Below are 19,273 nucleotides of genomic sequence, written 5' to 3'. Positions count from 1 at the left end.
CGTTCGGCCAGCGTGTTTGACGGGGCGCCTCAGATCAAGATCAAAAGCAAGAGCACGGCGGCCTGGTAGCCGACCTGAGTGGTGTAGATCAAAAGCAGGGCTGATTGATCTCTCGGCCTAGAGTGGCGGGCCTGGAGCTGGCCGGGTTCTTACTGTCGATCTCGGTTAAGTGTGGGAGGGGGCTTGCCCCCGATGGCGGTGGGGCAGTCATAGGTGCATTAGCTGACACACTGCTATCGGGAGCAAGTCTCCTCCCACAGTTTGATTCAGATAGGGATCAGGGTTTGGCTTCGTTACTGAAACTGTTGACTGCCTTGACCAACCCTTGCGCCGCCAACGCCACCAACTCCCCACCTTTCTCCACCGTTGCCAGCGCCGGGTCCGAGCCCATGCGCCCGTCGGGGAAGCGTGCGCGGAAGTCCAGTGCTTCACGGATCGGCCCGGTGTTGGCGATTTGCGGCGAGTAGTCGGCGGTCTTGATCGACTCCGGGTATGCCCATTGCGTCACCGCAATCTCCGATGGCGTGGCATGGCTGCCGTGGCCCACCGGGAATTGGCGTTGGGCCAGGTCGGTCACGCCTTCCAGGTCCCACCAGTTCACCAGCTTCAGCGCGAACCCGGCCGGGCGGCGGGCGAAACTGGCTTCGGCGTATAGCTCGGAAAACGCCGCTTCAATGGTGGCGATATTGCCGCCATGGCCGTTCAGAAACAGAATCTTCTCGAAACCATGCCCGGCCAGCGAGCGCACCCAGTCGCCGATTGCGGCGATGAAGGTGGAAGGGCGCAGGGAAATGGTGCCGGGAAAGCCCAGGTGGTGCTGGGCCATGCCGATATTGAAGGTCGGGCCGATCAGGATGTCCGCGTGCTGCTGTGCTTCATGGGCGATGATTTCCGGGCACATCCAGTCGGTGCCGAGCAGGCCGGTGGGGCCATGCTGCTCGTTGGAGCCGATGGGGATTACCACCGTGCGGCTGCGTTCCAGAAACTGGCCGATCTCGATCCAGGTGGATTGATGTAGAAGCATGCGTGGCTCTCTTTTTTATCGATGGGAACAGGCTATCCGCCACGGATTGTACGACTACTCGCCACCTGTTGGGGTTTGCAATTGAGGTACGTCGAGGACTTCAACCAGCGCTGGTCGGGGTACCACGAAAACATGAACTGCCCATCCTTGAGCTTATCCACCACCTGGCGCGCCACCTGCGGGCGCACGGCGGGGCAACCCTGGCTGCGGCCGATACGGCCTTCGCGCTTGCTCCACAGCGGGCTGACGTAGTCGGCGGCGTGGATGACCAGGGCGCGGTCGCGTGCCTGGTCGTTGAAGCCTGGCTCGAGGCCATCCATGCGCAACGAGTAGCCGTGGGTGCCCAGGTAACTCTCCTGGGTGCGGAACAGGCCCAGGCTTGATTGGTGGCTGCCTTCGCGATTGGAGAACTGGGTGGCGAAGTTTTCCCCGGAGTTGGCACCGTGGGCGACCAGGTCGCGCAGCACCAGGGTCTTCTTGCGCAAATCGAAGATCCACAGCCGACGGGCGGTCGAGGGCTGTGAATAGTCAATAACCGCTAGGCGCTCGGAACGTTCCTCGCCATTACTGACGGCACACTGCATGGCGCTCAGGGCGCTTTTCAGTACAGTGGGATTGAGTTCTGGAGCCGAGCGCGCCAGGCTGCTATATAAGTTAGGAGGAATCCCATTGGCCGCGAGCGCAGAATTGCTCAACGTAACCAGGGACAAGGCGATCAGGCCTAAGCGACACAATAAAGTCAGCATCTACAGTACATCCCCCCCGCTGTGGATTGGAGCTAAGCCAATTGTTCAAAAAACACGCATGTTACTTGAGCATTTGCCTGCTCGTTGCACCACTGGTCGCGACAGCCGATGAGCCTTTGCCCGTCGCACCCCCGGCCCTGGTCAATACCGCCCCCGTGCAACAGGCGTTGGCCCAACTGCCCAGCGTCTGCCCCAGCCTCGCGCCGCAGATCGACGGCGCCGCCCAAGCGCGTCTGCAAGCCTTTTATCAGCAGCAGGGTGATGAGCCGCTGTGGTCTGCCGACGAACGCCGGCAAGCCCTGCAAACACAGTTGCTGATGCTCGCCGATGACGGCCTGGACCCCACCCACTATAGCCTCCCTGCGCTGGATGCCACGACCAACGTGCTGTGCAGCGATATCGGTACCAGCCAGCATTACCTGCAAGCGCTCTGGGACCTGCACTACGGACGTCTTCAGCAATCGCGTTTCGAACCGCTGTGGCATTCGCAGCCGCCCACCCGTGACCCCAACACTGAAGTGCTGGCCTTTGCCGCCGCGGGCCTGCAAGACATGGCCCAGGCATTCGACCAGGCACGTCCCAGCGCCGACTTATACCGCAGCCTGCGCAACGCCTATGCCACTGTGCGCCAGCAGCCGTTGCCGCATTGGGACCCGGTCGGCAGTGGCCCGCTGTTGCGCCCCGGCATGGAAGACCCGCGTGTACCGGAGCTGGCACGGCGCTTGATCAGCGGCGGCTACCTGGCCACGGCGTCGAGCGGCAAGCAATACCACGATGAGTTGGTCAAGGCGGTAAAGGCTTTCCAGCTCAGCCACTCCTTGCAAGCCGATGGCGTGATCGGCGCGGGTACTGTGGCCGAACTGAATATCAGCCCGGCGATCCGCCGAGAACAGCTGCGCATCAACCTTGAGCGCTTCCGCTGGCTGGCCCAGGACCTGGAGCCCGAAGGCGTATTGGTCAACGTAGCCGCCGCGCAACTGAGCGTGTACCAGAGCGGCATCCCCGTGTGGCAGACCCGCCTGCAAGTCGGCCGCGCCGAACGCCAGACGCCGCTGCTCAAATCGCGCATCACCCGGCTGACCCTCAACCCGACGTGGACCATCCCGCCTACCATCATGCGCGAGGACAAACTCCCGGCCATCCGCCTCAACCCTGAATACCTGCGCCAACAGAACCTGCAAGTGCTTGACGCCGAAGGCCACCCGTTGGCCCCCGAGCAAATCGACTGGGCGCGTCCCGGCAATATCCTGCTGCGCCAGGAAGCCGGTCCGCGTAACCCGCTGGGCAAGATCGTCATGCGCTTCCCCAACCCTTACTCGGTGTACCTGCACGACACGCCGAGCCAGCCCCTGTTTACCAAAGGTCCGCGGGCGTTCAGTTCGGGGTGTGTGAGGGTCGAGCAACCACTGCTGCTGCGCGATTTACTGGTGAGCCCGGCCGAACGCGCGCGCACCGATGAATTGCTGGCCACCGGCGTGACACATGAGTTCAGGCTTGCCACGCCGGTGCCGGTGCTGTTGGGCTACTGGACGGTTGAGGTCGACCGCCAGGGCGGCTTGGTGTACGCCCCGGATATTTACGCGCGCGATCTGGTGTTGATGAAGGCTATGGGGAGTTTGCTCTGAGGTTCGCCAGCGTCATCGCGACAGCCTCATCCTGGGTCATGAGGGCGGTGTCGACCGTCAGCGGCATCTCGTCCCACGCCTCGAACTCATGCGCCAGGACGGACTGCCAAGTGGGAGGCGTCAGGCCGGGAATATCTGCTTTACGGGTTGCCACCCGCCGTTGATGTTCCTGGCGGTCAGAGCAAATCACCAGAATATCCGTCAACTCGACCGCTGCCATTGCCGCCACAGCCTTCCACGCATCCCGGCTTTCCTTGACCGGGTTCACACAGTCGGCCACCACGCAGTGGCCCAGTTGCAGATTGCTCAACGCCAGCGCGTTTGCCACGCTGTAGCCGCTGGCACCGACATCGCCGGCCAGCACGGCGGCATCGCGGATCGCCTGTTCAATCACATCGATACGCAGGTAAATCGCACCGGTCCGGCGCGCCAGTTCACGGGCTATCGTGGTCTTGCCGGTGCCGGGCAGTCCGCTGAAGACAATTAGCATGGGGGGCTCTCGATAAAGGCGTGCGTGTTCAGGGTATCCTTCAGTTCCCCCATGAGTCGACCACAGGACAGCCCATGCTTTTGCCGTTCGTAAAGATGCACGCCCACGGCGACGACTTCATCATCATTGATCGCCGTGGCTTGGACGATCCGATCACCGCGGCCATTGCCCGTCAGTTGGGCAACCGTCACACCGGTATCGGCTTCAACCAATTGGCCGTTGTGTACGATTGTGAAGAGGCGGCCGCACGTATCAGCTTCTGGAACGCCAACGGCACGCCGCTGGCCACTTGCGGCAGCGCTACCCGTGGCGTGGCCGATCGGTTGATGCATGAAACCGGCAAGGATTCGATCGTGCTGCGTACCGACCGCGGCCTGCTGACCTGCGTGCGTGCGCCGGGGCGGCAAGTGTCGGTGGACATGGGCGAGCCCTCGCTGGAGTGGACGGCCGTGCCTCTGTCCGACGCGATGGACACCTTGACATTGCCTGTCGAAGGCAGCCCGGCGGCGTGCAGCATGGGCAACCCCCACTGTACGTTTTTCGTCGACGACATCGCGGCTGTCGACGTAGCAGGCCTGGGCCCGGCGTTGGAGATTCATCCGCTGTTCCCGGCCAGGACCAATGTGCATTTCGTGCAAGTGCTCGACCGTAGCCATATCCGCCTGCGCATCTGGGAGCGCGGTGGCGGTGTGGCGTTGGGGTCGGGGTCGTGCTGCTGTGGGGCGGTAGTCAATGGGATCCGGCGCGGGCTGCTGGATGCCACTGTGCAGGTGCAGTGCGACGGCGGCACGGTGACCGTGCAGTGGACGGGCGAGGGCGGTGTGGTATTGACCGGCAGTGTGGAGCCGGTGATGCAGGGCAGCGCCTACGTGCCTTGAAATGTCACGGTAAAGGTGGTGCCGCCGGTTGCACAGGAACTCACCGCCACATCCCCACCGTGTACCTTGGCCAACTCGCGCACGATATACAGGCCCAGGCCCACGCTGCGCACATCGCTGCCCTGGTCGGTGCCGCGGGTCATAGGCTCGAACAGCCCGGCCAATAAGGCCTCCGGTATGGCTGCGCCGTGGTTGTGCACTGACACTTCGCAGCGGCCTTCGCCCAGGCGCGAGGTAATACTGATCGGCCGTTGCAAATCGCCATAAGCCACGCTGTTGGCCACCAGGTTGCCGATGATCTGTTGCACGCGGTCTGCGTCCAAATGGGCGTTGCCGCTGCCAATCGCGTGGTGCTCCAGCGTCGCCTTGGGGAACGCCACGCGCAGTTCATCCACGGTGCGATGAATCACGCTATGCAAATCCATGGAGGTGGCCTTGATGACGATGCCCTGGCCGACCCGCGCCTGGGTGAAGTCCAGCAGATCGGCGATCATGCGCTGGGCACGCTCGGACGACTGGCCAATATGCCCGAGCAACTGCTGCTCCTTGGGCGTGCGTTCACCGCGACTGAGGAAGTCGGACGCCATGCGAATGGCCGTGAGTGGGTTTTTCAGGTCATGACTGACAATTGCCACCATCTGCTCGGCGAACAACGCGCGGCGTTGGGAAATGGTATAGGCCTCGCTCAGTTCGGCCTGGGCTTGCTTCAAGGCGAGTTCGGCGGCGGTTTTTTCCTGCAACAGCGCTTCGGACAGGTTGCGCGCGTTGAGCAGCTCGCGTTCGTACTTGTCGCGGTCGGTGGTGCCGAACAGGGCCAGGTCGTACACCACGGCGTCGGCGTGTTCACGCCTGATGCCGTTGAGCAGCACGGTGACCTTGTGCCCGTCATGGTGCAGCATATCGAGCTTCACTTCGGTGACGCTGCCATGCATGCGCAACATGGGGGCCAGGTGCGTCTGGTGGAAGATGCGCCCGCCCATGGTCAGCAAATCCTGGAAACGCTTGCCGCACAGCTCCGTAGTGCTGAACCCCAGCCATTCACTGAAGCGCGCATTGGCTTGCAGGATCATGCCGTCTTCCGAGGTGACGGCCAGGGCGCAGGCCGCGCTGTCGAACAGGTCAGCTTGCACGTGCAGCCGCCCAATGGGCCAGGAAACTGTCCATGGCCGTAGCGCAGGCCTGTGGCGCGCTCATGTGCGGGCAATGGCCGATGTTGTCCACGAGGCAATAGCTGCTGTTGGGCAGCACGCGGTGCAGGTATTCGCCTACGGCCACGGGAGCGATTAGGTCATCGGTCGATTGCAGGATCAGTACCGGGGTAGCCAAGCCGATCACATCCTGGCGGTTATCCGACATAAACGTGACCCGCGCGAATTGCTTGGCGATCTCGGGTTCAGTGCGGCAGAAACTCTCGGTCAACTCTACACCCAGCGCCGATTGACCTTGCGCGCCCATAATCACCGGGGCCATGGCGCTTGACCAGCCGAGGTAGTTACTGTCGAGGGTATCGAGTAAGTCGTCGATATCGCTGTGCTTGAAACCACCGATGTACCCGTCGTCATCGATATAGCGCGGCGACGGCCCGATCATGACATGGGCCGCGACTCGGCCCGGAGCCAGGCGGTCGGCGAGGGCACCGATCATCGCGCTCACCGAATGCCCCACCAGGATCACGGGGCCGACGGCATAGGCATCGATAATTTCATTGAGGTCCCGGGCATAACCGTCCAGCGTGCTGTACTTGGCCTTGTCGAAGGCACTCAGGTCAGACAGGCCCGCGCCTACCAGGTCATACATCACGACGCGAAAGCGTTCTAGGAAGTGCGGCGCCAGGTAGTTCCACATGGCCTGGTTGCAACCGAACCCGTGGGAAAACACCAGGGTCGAGGTCCCGGAGCCCATCACGCTGACATTGTTACGATGGAGTAGGTCCATGGGCTTCCCGGTTATGGCGTATTGCTATGCGTGCGGGCAGTTTAGATAGTCAAACGCTTTGGGTCACGCGTTATAGCGCCGATAAGGTAAAGTCGGCGCCTTCAGGAAGAAACTTCAGGTAACAAAACATGATGCAGCGTGTGCGGCAATCCGTCTTGAGTCTGCTGGTGTTGATCAGCCTGCTTGCCACCGTCCACGCGGATACGTCACCTATCGGTGTAGCCCTCGACCAACGGGTGATTGACCTCACCAACACGCTGGCTGCCGGCACCACCACCCGTCTGAAAAACCAGCTTGCCGACCTTGAACAGCGCAAAGGCGCACAAGTCGCCGTACTGCTGGTACCCAGTACCGGTGGCGCGAGCATTGAGGACTATGCCAACCAACTGTTCCGCGCCTGGAAACTAGGACGTAAGGATGTCAACGACGGCATCCTGCTGGTTGTTGCCAAGGACGACCGCAAGGTGCGCATCGAAGTGGGTTACGGCCTGGAAGGCAGCGTCACCGATTTGCTCGCTCACCGCATCATCGAAGAACACATCACCCCGGCGTTTCGCCAGGGTGACTATGCGGGTGGGGTTGTCCAAGGCGTCAATGACCTGGTCGTGCTGGTGGACGGCGGTGAATTGCCCCCGGTTGCGGGCCCTGCGTTCAATCCCCAGACGATTACCGTATTGCTGGCGTTCATCGTCGGGGCAATTGGCGGTGTGCTGATCGCAGCCGGCAAGTTGCAGTGGCGCCGTGCCTTGATTGCCACCGTGGCAGTCACGGTGCTGCTGGCTATTTTTGGCGGCGGCCGTGACTGGCTGGTGTTTCTGCTGGTGCTGCCCCTGACGCTGCTGATCGGCGGCGCAACATTCGGCGCATTGTGGCTGGCGCGTGGGGTGTTTTACTGCGTGTTAGGACTGCTGGCGTATATCGTCGCGGTGCTGGGAGTGAACCACTTCGTTGAAGTCAACTTGGTCCATTGGCTGGCATGGCCGTTTGGTGGTGCCTTGGTGTTGGGGCTGTACGTAGGGCTGTTTTTCGTTATCCGCGAGTCCTTAAGAAAAAGCCCGCGCTTCTTCATCGTGCGTGTTCTGGCGGTGTTGGCGATTTACGCGGGGGTGGGTGTTTTGCTCGGGCATGGTTATCAAGGTTGGTTACTGGCGATACCGGCCGCGTCAATCGTGGCGTTTATCGTGTTTGTCCAGAGCATCTCCAGTGGGGGCTCGGGCTCGGGCTCGGGTGGCGGTTCCGGTTCAAGCTCCAGCGGCTCCAGTTCCAGTAGCAGTTCATCGGGAGGAGGCGGTTCCAGTGGCGGCGGCGGGGCGTCCGGGAGCTGGTAAAACCGTGAGCGCGGCGTTTAGCCAAACCCTCTCTTGAAGCTCAAACGTATGTTAAACGGCTCGATTCCTTCAACGCCGGTTGTTCAGGCCAGGACGATGTAGTCGTTCTGCTGCAGGATTGGCCGGTGCGGGCCCTGCACCAGGTGGACATATCGACCGTCCACCAGGTCGATGGGCAGGCAGTCGTCGAGGTCCAATACCCCATCGGTGTGGGCCTGGGACCAATGGCGCAGCATCTGTTGCTTGCCCTGGCGGGTGGCCTCCTGTTTATTGCGCGCCACCACCAACAGGTAGTGGTGGGCTTCGCCAAAGCTGTTGGCTTCATAACCGCCGAGGTTAAGGAAGTACAGGTGATGCGCGCCGGCAGCAGGCGCCAGCGGGCTGAACTCGACTTTCCAGCCGTCAACGCCATCCACCCCCATCCATGCATCGATATGCATACCCTTAGGGCTGCCGAACCAGCCGTCACGCAATTGCGGGTAGGTAGCCTCCAGCGTGTCCGCCACAGCAAACACCACATCGTGCACTTCGATTTTCGCCCGTGGGTGCTTGCCCCCGAGCATAACGACAAACAGCATTGCAGGTCCTTCCTGGCATCTTGGCAGAGGGTAACCATACTTCGATTGAACCCTTTTGTCCGGCCAATGCCACACTGTTAATCCGCGAACTCATCAGGAGATTGTCATGCGTACCATTGATCTGGCGGGCGTCCCCGTTCCTGTCATCGGCCAGGGGACCTGGCGCATGGGCGAGAACCCCGACCAGCAGCGCGCCGAAGTCGCGGCGCTGCAACTGGGCATCGATGAGGGCATGACCCTGATCGATACCGCCGAAATGTACGGTGAGGGCGGCGCCGAAACGGTTGTGGGCGAAGCCATCCGTGGCAGGCGCGACCAAGTCTTCCTGGTGAGCAAGGTCTACCCGCACAACGCCAGCCACAAGGGCGTGCCTCATGCCTGTGAAGCGAGCCTCCAGCGGCTGGGTACCGACTATATCGATCTGTATCTGTTGCACTGGCGCGGCCAATATCCCCTTGAAGAAACCGTCGAGGCCTTCGAGCGCCTGCGCGAAGCCGGCAAGATCGGCCGCTGGGGCGTCTCCAATTTCGATGTGGCCGACCTGCAGGAACTCGCCTCTCCGGCCTGCGCCACCAACCAGGTGCTCTACAACATCGAAGAGCGCGGCATCGAATTCGACCTGCTGCCCTGGTGGCAACAGCATCACTTGCCCTTGATGGCGTACTGCCCGATCGCTCAGGGTGGCGAGCTGTTGGCCAGCCCGACCCTGAAGCAGATCGCCCATCGCCACGAGGTGACACCGGCCCAGGTTTCGCTGGCCTGGGTATTGCGCCAGGACGGTGTGATCGCGATCCCCAAGGCGGTCACCCCGGAACACGTGCGACTCAACGCAGCCGCAGCCAAACTCGTGCTGGATGAACACGACCTAGATGCTATCGATCGCGTGTTTGGCGCTCCCAAGCGCAAGCACCCGTTGGCGATGGTGTAGCGGGATGGCAGGTACGGCGCCTTCCCTGGCGCCGTACCTGCGTTAAAGCGGTTTAGCCCGCTACCGGGCTGCGCCAGTCATCCGACCCGGAAGTGCCGGACACTTCGTGGGTCCATACGATCTTGCGATAGGTGAAGTACACATCTTCCAAGTGGGTGAAATGGGCGTTGTCCGGATCCTGGCAGTTGGGCATGCGCGACTGGATGTCGACGATGGTTGCCCCCTCCAGTTCAATCGTGAAGTAGTGCTCTTGGGTGCCGGCCGACGAGGTGCGTAACCATTCGAGCCGGCACTTGACCTCTTCGCCGCTGGTCAACGCGCTGAACAGCAAGGGCGAGGACTTATCGAACACTTTGCTGATCATCAACGGTTTATGGACCCTTTGGCCTGTTGGCTGGCCGGATTGTGGGTCGCGCGGGATGATCACTTGATGAGCAAAAGCCTGGACCAGAATCTGATCCTCATGGCCTTCTTGGTAAATATTACCTACCGAGTCCTGGGTAAACGTGCCTGCCGTAATCAAACCTTGTTTGACACCGGTGATGGAAAGATACGCGGGTGTTGGCATGACGGGTTTCCTTGCCTGATTGATGAGGTAGTTCCAACCGACAACTGCATCGGCTGGGCAAGTGCCTATAACAAGAAACGTGCCTGAAAGTGTGGGGGGCAATAAAACAAGGGTGTTGCATTCTATAAGTTCGAATTTTCAGTGTGATTAGTCAGGATTGATGGGGTTGGTTAAGTATTTGATTGCGCAACGGTGCGCATTTAATTGCTCAGTTAAGTTGTTTTGTAACTGTTGAGGTGGGTGGGGATATCGGGTGTTTATGTGGGTGGTGAGTGCGCAAAATGCTGCGCAGTCCCAGTGTTTAGGCGTTTGTAGGAAAAGGATTAAGTGTGGCTCCGTCGCTTGCTGAATGTTTTAGGCATGGCTAAGGTTCGTGAGCTTCGCAGGAATTCCAGCGATGCGAAGATGACTTTCTGAGGCGCACATTAAATGTGCTTAGTTGGTCTTTTGTGGACTTATTGTCTTGTTTTTTCTTGTTTAGTTGCGTGCGGTGCCAAATGGCTTATTCGGACAAGCTGTATGATTATTACCTTGAACTTGCACGGTCGCCCTGCATGCCAACAAGTTTTGCGGGCAGTGATATGCGCTTTTCGAGTGAATATGAGGTCCTGGAGTTCGAGCTTGCCAAGGCACGATCAATTCATGGCAGTGGTCAACCCGATTGGCATAAGGTCCTGGAAGCTGGCGAAATCCTGTTGCGCCAGCAATCCAAGGACCTGCGGGTCGCCGTTTGGCTGACCTGGGCGCTGCACCAGAGGGAATCCTACCCAGGGTTGTTGGCCGGGCTCGGGTTGTTGCGCTATTTCTGCGAGCATCATTGGTCTGAGGTCCACCCCGGAAAACCACGCACACGTGGCGCGGCATTCGGATGGTTGGTGTTGCGCCTTGAGCCCTTGTTCACGCTAAGCCTGCCGCTCCAGAACCAGCAGCCTTTGTTCCAGGCGGTGCTTGAACACCTGATACGCCTCGATGAGCTGTGGGCCGAGTACTTGGGGGATGCCGCGCCAATGTTGTTGCCGATTCGCAGGCAATTGGCTCAGCGACTGGAGCGCGCTGCGCAGGACGACGCCCCGGTCGCAGGGCTGAGTGGTGTCATTGCGCACGTCAAGCAGGCGACCACCCAATTGCTCAAGCCCGAAGCGCGGGTGGACAACGAAAAAGACGCCCACAGGTTGTTGCGCACCTTGCAGGAACAGGCGCGCACGCTGTGCGTATGGTGGTTGCGTCAGAACGCCACCGACCTGCGCGCTTTTCGCCTGAACCGAACATTGACCTGGCTGGCGCTGGCCAATTATCCGGATGCCGACAACGAACGGCTCACCGCCCTGCGTGGGCCCGCTCCCGACAAGCTCAAGCGTTATCAGGAGCGTTTTGCCCAAGGTCATCACGCCGATCTGGTGCTCGAACTTGAAGCCAGTCTCGCCGGTGCGATGTTCTGGTTCGATGGGCTGCACATGCTCTGGGAATGCCTGGAGGCCATGCAGGCCGAGCAGGCCATGACTGAGCTGGAGGTGACCTTCGCTCTGTTGCTGCAACGTTTGCCAAACCTGGCGGAGTTTCGCTTTCACGACGGGGCTCCTTTTGCCGGCCCCGCGACCCGTGACTGGATAGCGCTGCAAGTTACCCGTCACCTGCAAATACCCGAATCGCCTGCATTGATAGTTGATGCCGACGCCGAGCCGTGGGAGATCGCCTTGCAGGCGGTCGCAACCCGCTTACGCAAGGACGGGCTCAAGGCCGCCATCCATGAACTCAAACAAGGCATGTATGCCGCTCGCAGTGATCGCGCACGTTTTTATTGGCGGTTGGCCCAAGCGCGTCTGTGTGTATTGGCGGGCAAGCATGAGCTGGCGAAGATCCAGCTCGAACAGCTGGACCACGAACTGCAACACACAGGCCTGGAGCGCTGGGAGCCGGAGCTGGCCCTTCAAGTGACACAGCTTCTCTACCGCTGCTGCGACCTGTTGCCACAAAACCACGCCGTGCGCGAGCGCAAGGAAGACACCCATCGCAGGCTGTGCCTCTTCGATCTGGAAGCGGTACTTGAATAGGCTTTCGAGCCACTTGAAAAGGAGAGACACCATGGCCAAAGAAGGTTCGGTAGCCCCCAAGGAACGTATCAATATCACGTTCAAACCCGCCATCGGCGGGGCGCAGGAAGAAGTCGAACTGCCGTTGAAACTATTGGTGCTGGGAGATTTCACCCAACGTGAGGACGCGCGCAAGCTTGAAGATCGCAAACCCATCGCGATCGACAAAAACACCCTTGATGACGTGCTGGCCAAACAGGCGTTGAGCCTGACGCTGAATGTGCCCAATCGTCTGCAGGAGGATGCGCACGTTGAGGAGCTGGCCATTCAGGTACGCATTAACGCCATGAAGGATTTCAATCCCGCGAACCTGGTTGAGCAGGTTCCGGAGTTGCACAAGCTGATGGCGTTGCGCGAGGCACTGATGGCTCTCAAGGGCCCACTGGGCAACACCCCGAGCTTTCGCAAGGCCATCGAACAGGCCCTGGCCGATGACGAGTCCCGCGCGCGGGTACTGGCCGAGCTGGGCCTGGGCAGCCCGGACGCCTGACATTTTCAGTAAAAGGACACTGACCGCATGACCACACCACAACACGCGCTACCGGCACAAACCGCTGATGAATACAGCATCCTCGACAACATCGTTGCCCAGACGCTACTGAGTGCCGATGACGAAGCGTATGGCATTGCCAAACGGGGTGTCTCGGCGTTTATCGAAGAGTTGATCAAGCCGCAGAACCGTGGCGAGCCGGTAAAAAAACGCTTGGTCGACCGGATGATTGCCGAGATCGACACCAAGCTCAGTCTGCAAATGGACGAGATATTGCACCACCCGGACTTTCAGGCCCTGGAAGCGTCCTGGAAAGGGCTCCAGTTGTTGGTGGATCGCACCGACTTTCGCGAAAACATCAAGATCGAACTCTTGAACGTTTCCCGGCAAGACCTGCTGGAAGACTTCGAAGACTCACCGGAAGTGACCCAGTCGGGCTTGTACAAACATATCTACAGTGCTGAATACGGCCAGTTTGGCGGTCAGCCTGTGGGCGCGATCATTGCCAACTATTTTCTGTCGCCCAGCGCGCCTGATGTAAAGCTGATGCAATACGCTTCCAGTGTGGCTTGCATGGCGCATGCGCCCTTTATCGCCGCAGCCGCGCCAGCGTTCTTCGGGTTGGAGAGCTTCACCGGCTTACCGGATCTCAAAGATCTGAAGGACCATTTCGAAGGCCCGCAATTTGCCAAATGGCAAAGCTTTCGCCAGAGCGAGGACGCGCGTTACATCGGGTTGACCGTGCCGCGTTTCTTGCTCCGTACGCCTTATGACCCCCTCGAATGCCCGGTCAAGACCTTTGCCTACCAGGAAAACGTGGTCAACAGCCACGAACATTACCTGTGGGGCAATACAGCCTACGCCTTTGCCACGCGCCTGACCGATAGCTTCGCGCGCTTTCGCTGGTGCCCGAACATCATCGGCCCGCAAAGCGGTGGCGCGGTAGAAGACTTGCCGTTGCATCACTTCCACAGCATGGGGGAGATTGAAACCAAGATCCCGACCGAAGTGCTGGTTTCCGACCGTCGTGAATACGAACTGGCGCAAGAGGGCTTCATTGCCTTGACGATGCGCAAGGGCAGTGACAACGCCGCGTTCTTCTCTGCCAGCTCGGTACAAAAGCCGAAACACTTCGGCCTCAGCCCCGAGGGCAAGGAAGCAGAGCTGAATTACCGCTTGGGAACACAGTTGCCCTACATGATGGTGGTCAATCGCCTGGCCCATTACCTCAAGGTCCTTCAGCGCGAACAACTGGGTTCATGGAAGGAGCGCACCGACCTGGAGCTGGAGCTCAATAAATGGATTCGCCAGTACGTCGCCGACCAGGAAAACCCCAGTGCCGAAGTGCGCGGGCGGCGCCCCTTGCGCGCAGCACGCATCGTTGTCAGTGATGTCGAGGGTGAGCCTGGCTGGTATCGCGTCAACCTGAGTGTGCGACCGCACTTCAAGTACATGGGGGCGGATTTCACGCTGTCCCTGGTTGGCAAGCTCGATAAAGAATGAGCCGAGGCCAGGGAATGCCCCACTACCAAAGCCTTTTCGAGCGACTCGAGCGTCCGGCGACGACCCGGGCGTGTGGCGTGACATCGGTTGCACTCCATCTGGGGAAAATGCTCAGCATCCGTGCGGGCAGTGTGCAGACACTGCCCGACTACGGCTTGCCCGACCTTAATGATATGAATCAGAGCCTGCATGAATCATTGAGTCAGTCGCGCGTGTTGATCGAGCGATTTATCCGCGCCTACGAGCCGCGCTTGAAGCAGGTGCGGGTCAAGACATTGCCACGGGATCATGATCCGTTGGCCCTGGCGTTCGCTATCGAAGCCACACTGGTGATCAAGGGTGCCGAGCAACCCGTGGTGTTTACCGCGCGGTTATGGACAGTGAATACCCGCAGGATGAAAAAACCGTGCTGCTTGACCGTGAAGGGTTGGGCCCGGTGCGGGGCGCCGTCACGGACTACCCGTCGCCGCCTCGCTTCGAGCAGTTGGAAGACCGCATGATCTATACCGCCCACCTGCAGGGCGCACCGCCATTCAAGATGGGTTCGAATATTTTATTGGCAGCCGCCTGGGAGCTCTTGTTGCAGGTTGTTCAGCTCAAGGCCGGTCCTGGTCGGGAAAGCCTGCAGGCACTCAATGAACAGCTGTCATCGGGCGTCAACGCGTTTGAGGCGCGTGCCTTGCACCAAGGCGTAGAGAACAGTCAGGTGATGTCGGCGCGTTATGTGCTGTGCAGTGTCATTGATGAGGCTGTGGTCACGACGTCTTGGGGCAGTCGTAGCGACTGGTCGAAGACCAGCCTGCTGAGCCTCTTCCATAACGAAACTTTCGGCGGTGAAAAATTTTTCCAACTGCTGGAGCGATTGTCCCGCGACCCCGTCAAGCATGTGGCCATGCTGGAGCTTATGTACGTGTGCCTGTCGTTGGGTTTCGAAGGTAAATATCGCGTCATGGAGCGGGGGCGGGTGCAGCTTGAAACCCTGCACGATGCGGTGTACCGCCAGATCAGGCATGTGCGCGGTGATCGGCTGCCGGTATGCATTTCGCCGGAAACGGGTAGGGCCTCTCAGGCGCGGATTCGCCTTGTCTCCACCACCTGGGTCGTCATCTGTGTAGTGGCCTGTTTGCTCGCGATGTATTCAGGGTTCGCCTGGATGTTGGGCCAGGAGCGCATGACGGCGCTGCAACCTTTTCAATCTTCGGTGTCAGTCCCGTCTCGGACGCCCTTGTAACGCTGGGAGCTAGGTATGAACGCATTCTTCAAGGGCGCGGGCGCGGTGCTGCGCAAGAGTTGGGTCTGGAGCCTGTTACTGGTGCTCTCGAGTACGCTGTTGGTGTGGTTTTTGGGGCCTTTGCTGGCGGTGGATGACTACCGTTTCTGGCAAAGCCCGACCTCCCGTTTGCTGACCATCTGCGGGTTGTTGCTGCTGTGGGGGCTGGCGATGGTCGTGGTGGGCGCACGCCGCTCCGCTCGGGCGGATCAGCCTGAACACCTCGACCGTCATCAGCGGCAGGCGTTGGTCAACAACGAAATAAGCCACGTACGGGGGCGTTTCAAGGAGGCCCTGCTGACGTTGAAGACCTCTCGTCGCTACGGTGAGCACCGTCAGGGCTGGCGCAATGAACTGCCCTGGTACCTGTTGATTGGCGAGCGGAGCAGCGGCAAGACCTCGTTGTTGGCCGCCAGTGGCCTGCAGGCTCCGCTCGATCGGACCGAAGCGGCGTTCCCAGGTACTGCGGCTTACTGTGACTGGTATTTTGCCGACGAAGCCGTGATGGTCGAGATGGCCGGCCGCTACCTGGACCAGCCTGACCCCGCGGTAGATGGGGCGGGATGGTCGACATTGCTGGGCCTGCTCAAGGCGTGGCGCAGAACACGGCCGCTCAATGGCGTGGTGGTGACGCTGTGCGTCGACACGCTTTTGCGCAGCAGTGAACACGACCTGGAGCTTCACGCGCGTCACGTGCGTACCCGCTTGCAGGATATCCAGCAGACACTGCATGTGGATGTGCCGGTTTACCTGGTATTGACCCAGGCTGATCGGCTGGCTGGGTTTGCCGAGTTCTTTGATGCGCTGCAGGGCGACAGCACCGAAGATGTGCTGGGTGAGCGCCTGGTTGCAGGCCCGGCCGGCACTGATATTGAGCAGGTGCGCGAGGCATTCGAAGCCCTGCTGCAACGCCTGGGAGCCGAGTTGATCCCGCGCTTGCACCAGGAGCGAAACCTTGAGCGCCGTGGCCGGATGCTGGATTTTCCTCGGCAGGTTGCACGCCTCGGCGACTGTCTGTGCGTGTTTATCGAGGCTGCGTTTTCCGCCCATCGCCATCAGCGTATCAACGGTTTGCGAGGGTTCTACCTGACCGGTGCGAAGAGCGGCGATGTACGTCCCCATTTTGTCCAGGGCCTGTTCAATCGCGTGGTTTTCGCGCAACTGGGTACGGTGAGCCAACAGGTCGCAGAGTCAAGCGAGAAGGTATCCGGCGCGCTGGCCAAGGCGTTACCGCGCCAAGCGTTGCCCGATAATGCCCGGCGCGCGTTGCAACGCCGCTTCGAGCCTCTGCATCAGTTGCTCGATGAAGAGCAGAACCCCGGGGTCGAGTTGACGCAGGCATTGCGCCTGCTCGATGAGCTGTACCTGCAATTGTCGACACTGAGCCGGGACAGTTCACCGGAGCAGGCCGCGTTCAAGCTGGCCAGGCAGCGGATGGATGGGCAGCAGCCGCTATTGGGCAACCTGCGTGATGCGGCAGCGCGCTTGCCGCAACCACTCAGGGGGTGGTTCGAAGGTATTGCCGAGCAAAGCTGGCGCCACCTGCTTGATAACGCCTATGGGTACGTGAATCAGCGTTATCAAAGCGAGGTGTACGGCTTTTATACGAAGGCGATCCAACACCGCTACCCGTTCAACGCCCATGCTGGCAGCGATGTCGCCCTGGACGATTTCCAGGCGTTCTTCAAACCGAAGGGGGCCATGGAGCGTTTTTATGACGGTTATCTGCGGCCGTTTGTCAGTGTCGAGGGCACCCGCTATCGCTTGCGCGCCCTGGAGGGGCGCAGCTTGCCGATGTCACGTTCGTTGCTGGACCAACTGACCAGGGCCCAGACCATTCGCCAAGGTTTTTTCAACGAGGAGCGGGGTGATTGGGCCGTCAGGTTTACGCTGGCGCCCTATAGCCTGGATCAAGCCGTCAGCCGGGCAACGTTGCAGGTGGGCAGTCAGCAGTTGGAGTACCGGCATGGCCCGATCGTGCCGATGGTGTTCCATTGGCCGAACGCGTCCGGAAATGGGCGCACCAGCTTGGTGCTGGAACGCGGCGCCGAGCGGCCATTGGGCATCGAAAAAGACAGTGGCACCTGGTCGTTGTTCCGGTTCTTCGAGCTGATGCAAAGCGAGCCTGCCAGCGGCAGGGACGCGCAGATACTCAAGGCCGACCTGGCTGGCCTCCGTGCTAATTACCTGCTCACCAGCCAGGGTAACCCCAGCCCTTTCCAGATCGCGACATGGCGCACCTTCCGCCTGCCGGAGCAATTGTGAACCGGGCGCTGCGTTGGCGAAGTGCAGGGCGCACGGCGCAAGGCAAGGGCCGTGCGCGCAACGAGGATGCATGGCTTGATTGCCCGCAACACGGGTGTTGGGCGGTCGCCGATGGCATGGGCGGCCATCGTGCCGGGAATGTGGCCAGTCAACGGGTGGTCAGCAGTCTTGCCGCACTGCCAGCCCATGGGGGCTTCGAGCAACGGATCGACGCGGTGCGACGCTGCTTGCGCGACCTCGACAGCCAATTGCAAGCCGCCGATGGCCTGGCGGGCATCATGGGCAGTACGGTGGTTGTACTGTTACTTGAACACGACCGTGCAGCCTGTATCTGGGCAGGTGATAGTCGATGCTACCTCTGGCGCAGTCAGTGCCTGTATCAACTGTCGCGCGACCACTCTTTGCAGCAACAACTGATGGATAAGCAGCAACTGAGCCTGGAACGCGCTCGGGCTCATCCGGACGCCAGGGCCCTCACACGCGCCATTGGTGCCCGACAGCCACTGAGCCTCGAGATACTGGAGTTCTGTGCCCATCCAGGGGATGTGTTTTTACTCTGCAGTGATGGCCTGTATCAGGGGCTCAGCCACAGTGAGCTGGGGAGCGCCATGAGTGCGGGTACGCCGCGCAAGGTGGTGGAGCGCTTGTTCAGCGACGCGTTGCGGGCGGCGGCGAAAGATGACCTGACCGCCGTGGTGGTCCAGCCATGAACGCAGCAGCGGGCCCGCCGAGCCTGCTTGCGGGCCGCTATCAGCTTGAACGGATCCTCGGTTCAGGCGGGATGGGCGTGGTGTATCGCGCCCGGGACCTGCTGCATGAAGCGTTCGGCGAGCCGGACTGCCGTGTGGCGCTGAAGCTGTTGGGCGAGACACTCTCCGCGTGCACCGATGCGCATTTATTGTTGTACAGCGAGTTCGCCCTGACCCGCAGCCTGCGCCATGACCACGTGGTGCGCGCATTTTCTTTCGAGGTAGACACGGCCCACCAAGTGGCATTCTTCACCATGGAAGTGATGCCCGGCCTGACCCTCGACCGCATGCTCCCGGAACGCCCGCAAGGCCTGCCGTGGCAGGAGCTGCAACCGATGGCCGTGCAATTGCTGGATGCGCTGGCTTACACGCATCGGCAAGGCGTCCTGCATGGCGATGTGAAACCGGCGAATATCATGGTGGGGGAGCAGGGGGTGCGCTTGTTTGATTTTGGCCTGGGCCATGCCGAGGCACAGGTAGGGGTTGGTTTACCGGGTTTGAGCCGCAGTCGCTTGAATGCCTGGACGCCTGCGTATGCGGCACCGGAGCTGATGGCCGGAGGGTTGCCGTCAGCCAGCGCGGACCTGTATGGGGTTGCGTGTGTGTTGTATGAGCTGGCCGAGGGACGGCGTCCCGGCGAGCGCCAGCGCAATCAGCGGTTGCCGAGACCTCGGCAACTGCCCAGGCATTGCTGGCCAACGTTGTGCGCCGCACTGGCGATGGACCCGGAGCAGCGAAGGGTATGTGTCGCCGAGTTGCGCGAAGTCCTGGGCGGCAGGCGACGTCGCTGGTTCCTGGGGTAACGC

At 60.7% G+C, this 19,273-nt stretch carries 18 protein-coding genes and 1 pseudogene; 12 read left to right on the top strand and 7 right to left on the bottom strand.

The window, feature by feature from the left end:
• Positions 1-277: 277 nt before the first annotated feature.
• Both K7431_RS03810 and K7431_RS03805 read right to left on the bottom strand, forming a co-directional pair.
• Complete coding sequence (locus K7431_RS03810) at positions 278-1,024, bottom strand: creatininase family protein (protein WP_012724708.1); 747 nt, start codon at positions 1,022-1,024, stop codon at positions 278-280.
• A 32-nt stretch (positions 1,025-1,056) separates the two neighbouring features.
• Entirely contained in the window at positions 1,057-1,770 is a 714-nt protein-coding gene (locus K7431_RS03805) for a murein L,D-transpeptidase catalytic domain family protein (RefSeq protein WP_012724707.1), read from the bottom strand.
• Between the two features lie 41 nt (positions 1,771-1,811).
• Between K7431_RS03805 and K7431_RS03800 the strand changes: the two genes are divergently transcribed.
• A complete protein-coding gene (locus tag K7431_RS03800; protein ID WP_043205468.1) occupies positions 1,812-3,395 on the top strand; it encodes a L,D-transpeptidase family protein in 1,584 nt (527 codons plus the stop codon).
• Here the strand turns inward: K7431_RS03800 and K7431_RS03795 are convergent.
• Positions 3,376-3,885, bottom strand: a complete 510-nt coding sequence (locus K7431_RS03795; protein ID WP_012724705.1) for an AAA family ATPase — start codon at positions 3,883-3,885, stop codon at positions 3,376-3,378. The two genes, K7431_RS03800 and K7431_RS03795, sit on opposite strands and share 20 nt — an antisense overlap.
• A 74-nt stretch (positions 3,886-3,959) precedes the next feature.
• Here K7431_RS03795 and dapF point away from each other — a divergent pair, with 74 nt between their 5' ends.
• The gene (dapF, locus tag K7431_RS03790; RefSeq protein WP_012724704.1) at positions 3,960-4,763 is read left to right on the top strand and encodes a diaminopimelate epimerase; all 804 of its coding nucleotides are present in this window, start codon (positions 3,960-3,962) and stop codon (positions 4,761-4,763) included.
• On the opposite strand, the gene K7431_RS03785 is transcribed toward dapF, so the two are convergent.
• Together K7431_RS03785 and K7431_RS03780 are read right to left on the bottom strand one after the other, a co-directional pair.
• A complete protein-coding gene (locus K7431_RS03785) occupies positions 4,751-5,893 on the bottom strand; it encodes a PAS domain-containing sensor histidine kinase (RefSeq protein ID WP_012724703.1) in 1,143 nt (380 codons plus the stop codon). The two genes, dapF and K7431_RS03785, sit on opposite strands and share 13 nt — an antisense overlap.
• Entirely contained in the window at positions 5,883-6,698 is an 816-nt protein-coding gene (locus K7431_RS03780; protein ID WP_012724702.1) for an alpha/beta fold hydrolase, read from the bottom strand. The genes K7431_RS03785 and K7431_RS03780 overlap by 11 nt, the downstream gene beginning before the upstream one ends.
• A gap of 128 nt (positions 6,699-6,826) precedes the next feature.
• Between K7431_RS03780 and K7431_RS03775 the strand changes: the two genes are divergently transcribed.
• A complete protein-coding gene (locus K7431_RS03775) occupies positions 6,827-8,026 on the top strand; it encodes a TPM domain-containing protein (protein WP_012724701.1) in 1,200 nt (399 codons plus the stop codon).
• 83 nt (positions 8,027-8,109) lie between these two features.
• Here K7431_RS03775 and K7431_RS03770 read toward each other — a convergent pair whose 3' ends face one another.
• On the bottom strand, positions 8,110-8,604 hold the full coding sequence (locus K7431_RS03770) for a DUF1543 domain-containing protein (RefSeq protein WP_012724700.1): 495 nt from the start codon (positions 8,602-8,604) through the stop codon (positions 8,110-8,112).
• A gap of 106 nt (positions 8,605-8,710) precedes the next feature.
• On the opposite strand from K7431_RS03770, the gene K7431_RS03765 reads away from it, so the two are divergent.
• Complete coding sequence (locus K7431_RS03765) at positions 8,711-9,532, top strand: aldo/keto reductase (protein WP_012724699.1); 822 nt, start codon at positions 8,711-8,713, stop codon at positions 9,530-9,532.
• A gap of 52 nt (positions 9,533-9,584) precedes the next feature.
• Here K7431_RS03765 and K7431_RS03760 read toward each other — a convergent pair whose 3' ends face one another.
• Entirely contained in the window at positions 9,585-10,100 is a 516-nt protein-coding gene (locus K7431_RS03760; RefSeq protein WP_012724698.1) for an Hcp family type VI secretion system effector, read from the bottom strand.
• A gap of 497 nt (positions 10,101-10,597) precedes the next feature.
• Here K7431_RS03760 and tssA point away from each other — a divergent pair, with 497 nt between their 5' ends.
• The 8 genes and pseudogenes from tssA (at position 10,598) to K7431_RS03720 (ending at position 19,270) form a co-directional block, all read left to right on the top strand.
• On the top strand, positions 10,598-12,151 hold the full coding sequence (tssA, locus tag K7431_RS03755; protein WP_012724697.1) for a type VI secretion system protein TssA: 1,554 nt from the start codon (positions 10,598-10,600) through the stop codon (positions 12,149-12,151).
• Between the two features lie 31 nt (positions 12,152-12,182).
• Positions 12,183-12,680: a type VI secretion system contractile sheath small subunit gene (gene tssB, locus K7431_RS03750; RefSeq protein WP_012724696.1), complete on the top strand. Its 498-nt coding sequence runs from the start codon at positions 12,183-12,185 to the stop codon at positions 12,678-12,680.
• Between the two features lie 27 nt (positions 12,681-12,707).
• Positions 12,708-14,183: a type VI secretion system contractile sheath large subunit gene (gene tssC / locus K7431_RS03745; RefSeq protein ID WP_012724695.1), complete on the top strand. Its 1,476-nt coding sequence runs from the start codon at positions 12,708-12,710 to the stop codon at positions 14,181-14,183.
• A 14-nt stretch (positions 14,184-14,197) separates the two neighbouring features.
• Positions 14,198-14,557, top strand: a pseudogene (gene tssE, locus K7431_RS03740) (type VI secretion system baseplate subunit TssE); the annotation flags it as partial.
• Positions 14,557-15,414 (top strand): type IVB secretion system protein IcmH/DotU, encoded by an 858-nt coding sequence (gene icmH / locus K7431_RS03735; protein ID WP_043205463.1) that lies wholly within the window; start codon positions 14,557-14,559, stop codon positions 15,412-15,414. The pseudogene tssE and the gene icmH, both read left to right, overlap by 1 nt.
• 15 nt (positions 15,415-15,429) lie before the next feature.
• Positions 15,430-17,718, top strand: a complete 2,289-nt coding sequence (locus tag K7431_RS03730) for a type VI secretion protein IcmF/TssM N-terminal domain-containing protein (protein WP_012724692.1) — start codon at positions 15,430-15,432, stop codon at positions 17,716-17,718.
• Positions 17,685-18,428, top strand: coding sequence for a PP2C family protein-serine/threonine phosphatase (locus K7431_RS03725; protein WP_052308671.1), 744 nt, complete (start codon positions 17,685-17,687; stop codon positions 18,426-18,428). The genes K7431_RS03730 and K7431_RS03725 overlap by 34 nt, the downstream gene beginning before the upstream one ends.
• Positions 18,425-19,270, top strand: coding sequence for a serine/threonine-protein kinase (locus K7431_RS03720; RefSeq protein ID WP_012724690.1), 846 nt, complete (start codon positions 18,425-18,427; stop codon positions 19,268-19,270). Before K7431_RS03725 ends, K7431_RS03720 begins: the two co-directional genes overlap by 4 nt.
• Positions 19,271-19,273: the final 3 nt, after the last annotated feature.

Source organism: Pseudomonas fluorescens group sp. (assembly GCF_020093335.1).
In the GTDB taxonomy this organism is placed as follows: Bacteria; Pseudomonadota; Gammaproteobacteria; order Pseudomonadales; family Pseudomonadaceae; genus Aquipseudomonas; species Aquipseudomonas petroselini.
Note: the sequence above shows the minus strand (reverse complement) of the source record. Positions and strands in the feature narration are given on the sequence as shown.

Bases quoted from the DNA above. Each gene is read 5' to 3' on its own strand.
- K7431_RS03810 (WP_012724708.1), bottom strand. From the start codon at position 1,024: ATGCTTCTACATCAATCCACCTGGATCGAGATCGGCCAGTTTCTGGAA.
- K7431_RS03805 (WP_012724707.1), bottom strand. From the start codon at position 1,770: ATGCTGACTTTATTGTGTCGCTTAGGCCTGATCGCCTTGTCCCTGGTT.
- K7431_RS03795 (WP_012724705.1), bottom strand. From the start codon at position 3,885: ATGCTAATTGTCTTCAGCGGACTGCCCGGCACCGGCAAGACCACGATA.
- dapF (WP_012724704.1), top strand. From the start codon at position 3,960: ATGCTTTTGCCGTTCGTAAAGATGCACGCCCACGGCGACGACTTCATC.
- K7431_RS03780 (WP_012724702.1), bottom strand. From the start codon at position 6,698: ATGGACCTACTCCATCGTAACAATGTCAGCGTGATGGGCTCCGGGACC.
- K7431_RS03775 (WP_012724701.1), top strand. From the start codon at position 6,827: ATGATGCAGCGTGTGCGGCAATCCGTCTTGAGTCTGCTGGTGTTGATC.
- K7431_RS03770 (WP_012724700.1), bottom strand. From the start codon at position 8,604: ATGCTGTTTGTCGTTATGCTCGGGGGCAAGCACCCACGGGCGAAAATC.
- K7431_RS03765 (WP_012724699.1), top strand. From the start codon at position 8,711: ATGCGTACCATTGATCTGGCGGGCGTCCCCGTTCCTGTCATCGGCCAG.
- K7431_RS03760 (WP_012724698.1), bottom strand. From the start codon at position 10,100: ATGCCAACACCCGCGTATCTTTCCATCACCGGTGTCAAACAAGGTTTG.
- tssA (WP_012724697.1), top strand. From the start codon at position 10,598: ATGGCTTATTCGGACAAGCTGTATGATTATTACCTTGAACTTGCACGG.
- tssB (WP_012724696.1), top strand. From the start codon at position 12,183: ATGGCCAAAGAAGGTTCGGTAGCCCCCAAGGAACGTATCAATATCACG.
- tssC (WP_012724695.1), top strand. From the start codon at position 12,708: ATGACCACACCACAACACGCGCTACCGGCACAAACCGCTGATGAATAC.
- icmH (WP_043205463.1), top strand. From the start codon at position 14,557: ATGGACAGTGAATACCCGCAGGATGAAAAAACCGTGCTGCTTGACCGT.
- K7431_RS03730 (WP_012724692.1), top strand. From the start codon at position 15,430: ATGAACGCATTCTTCAAGGGCGCGGGCGCGGTGCTGCGCAAGAGTTGG.
- K7431_RS03725 (WP_052308671.1), top strand. From the start codon at position 17,685: ATGGCGCACCTTCCGCCTGCCGGAGCAATTGTGAACCGGGCGCTGCGT.
- K7431_RS03720 (WP_012724690.1), top strand. From the start codon at position 18,425: ATGAACGCAGCAGCGGGCCCGCCGAGCCTGCTTGCGGGCCGCTATCAG.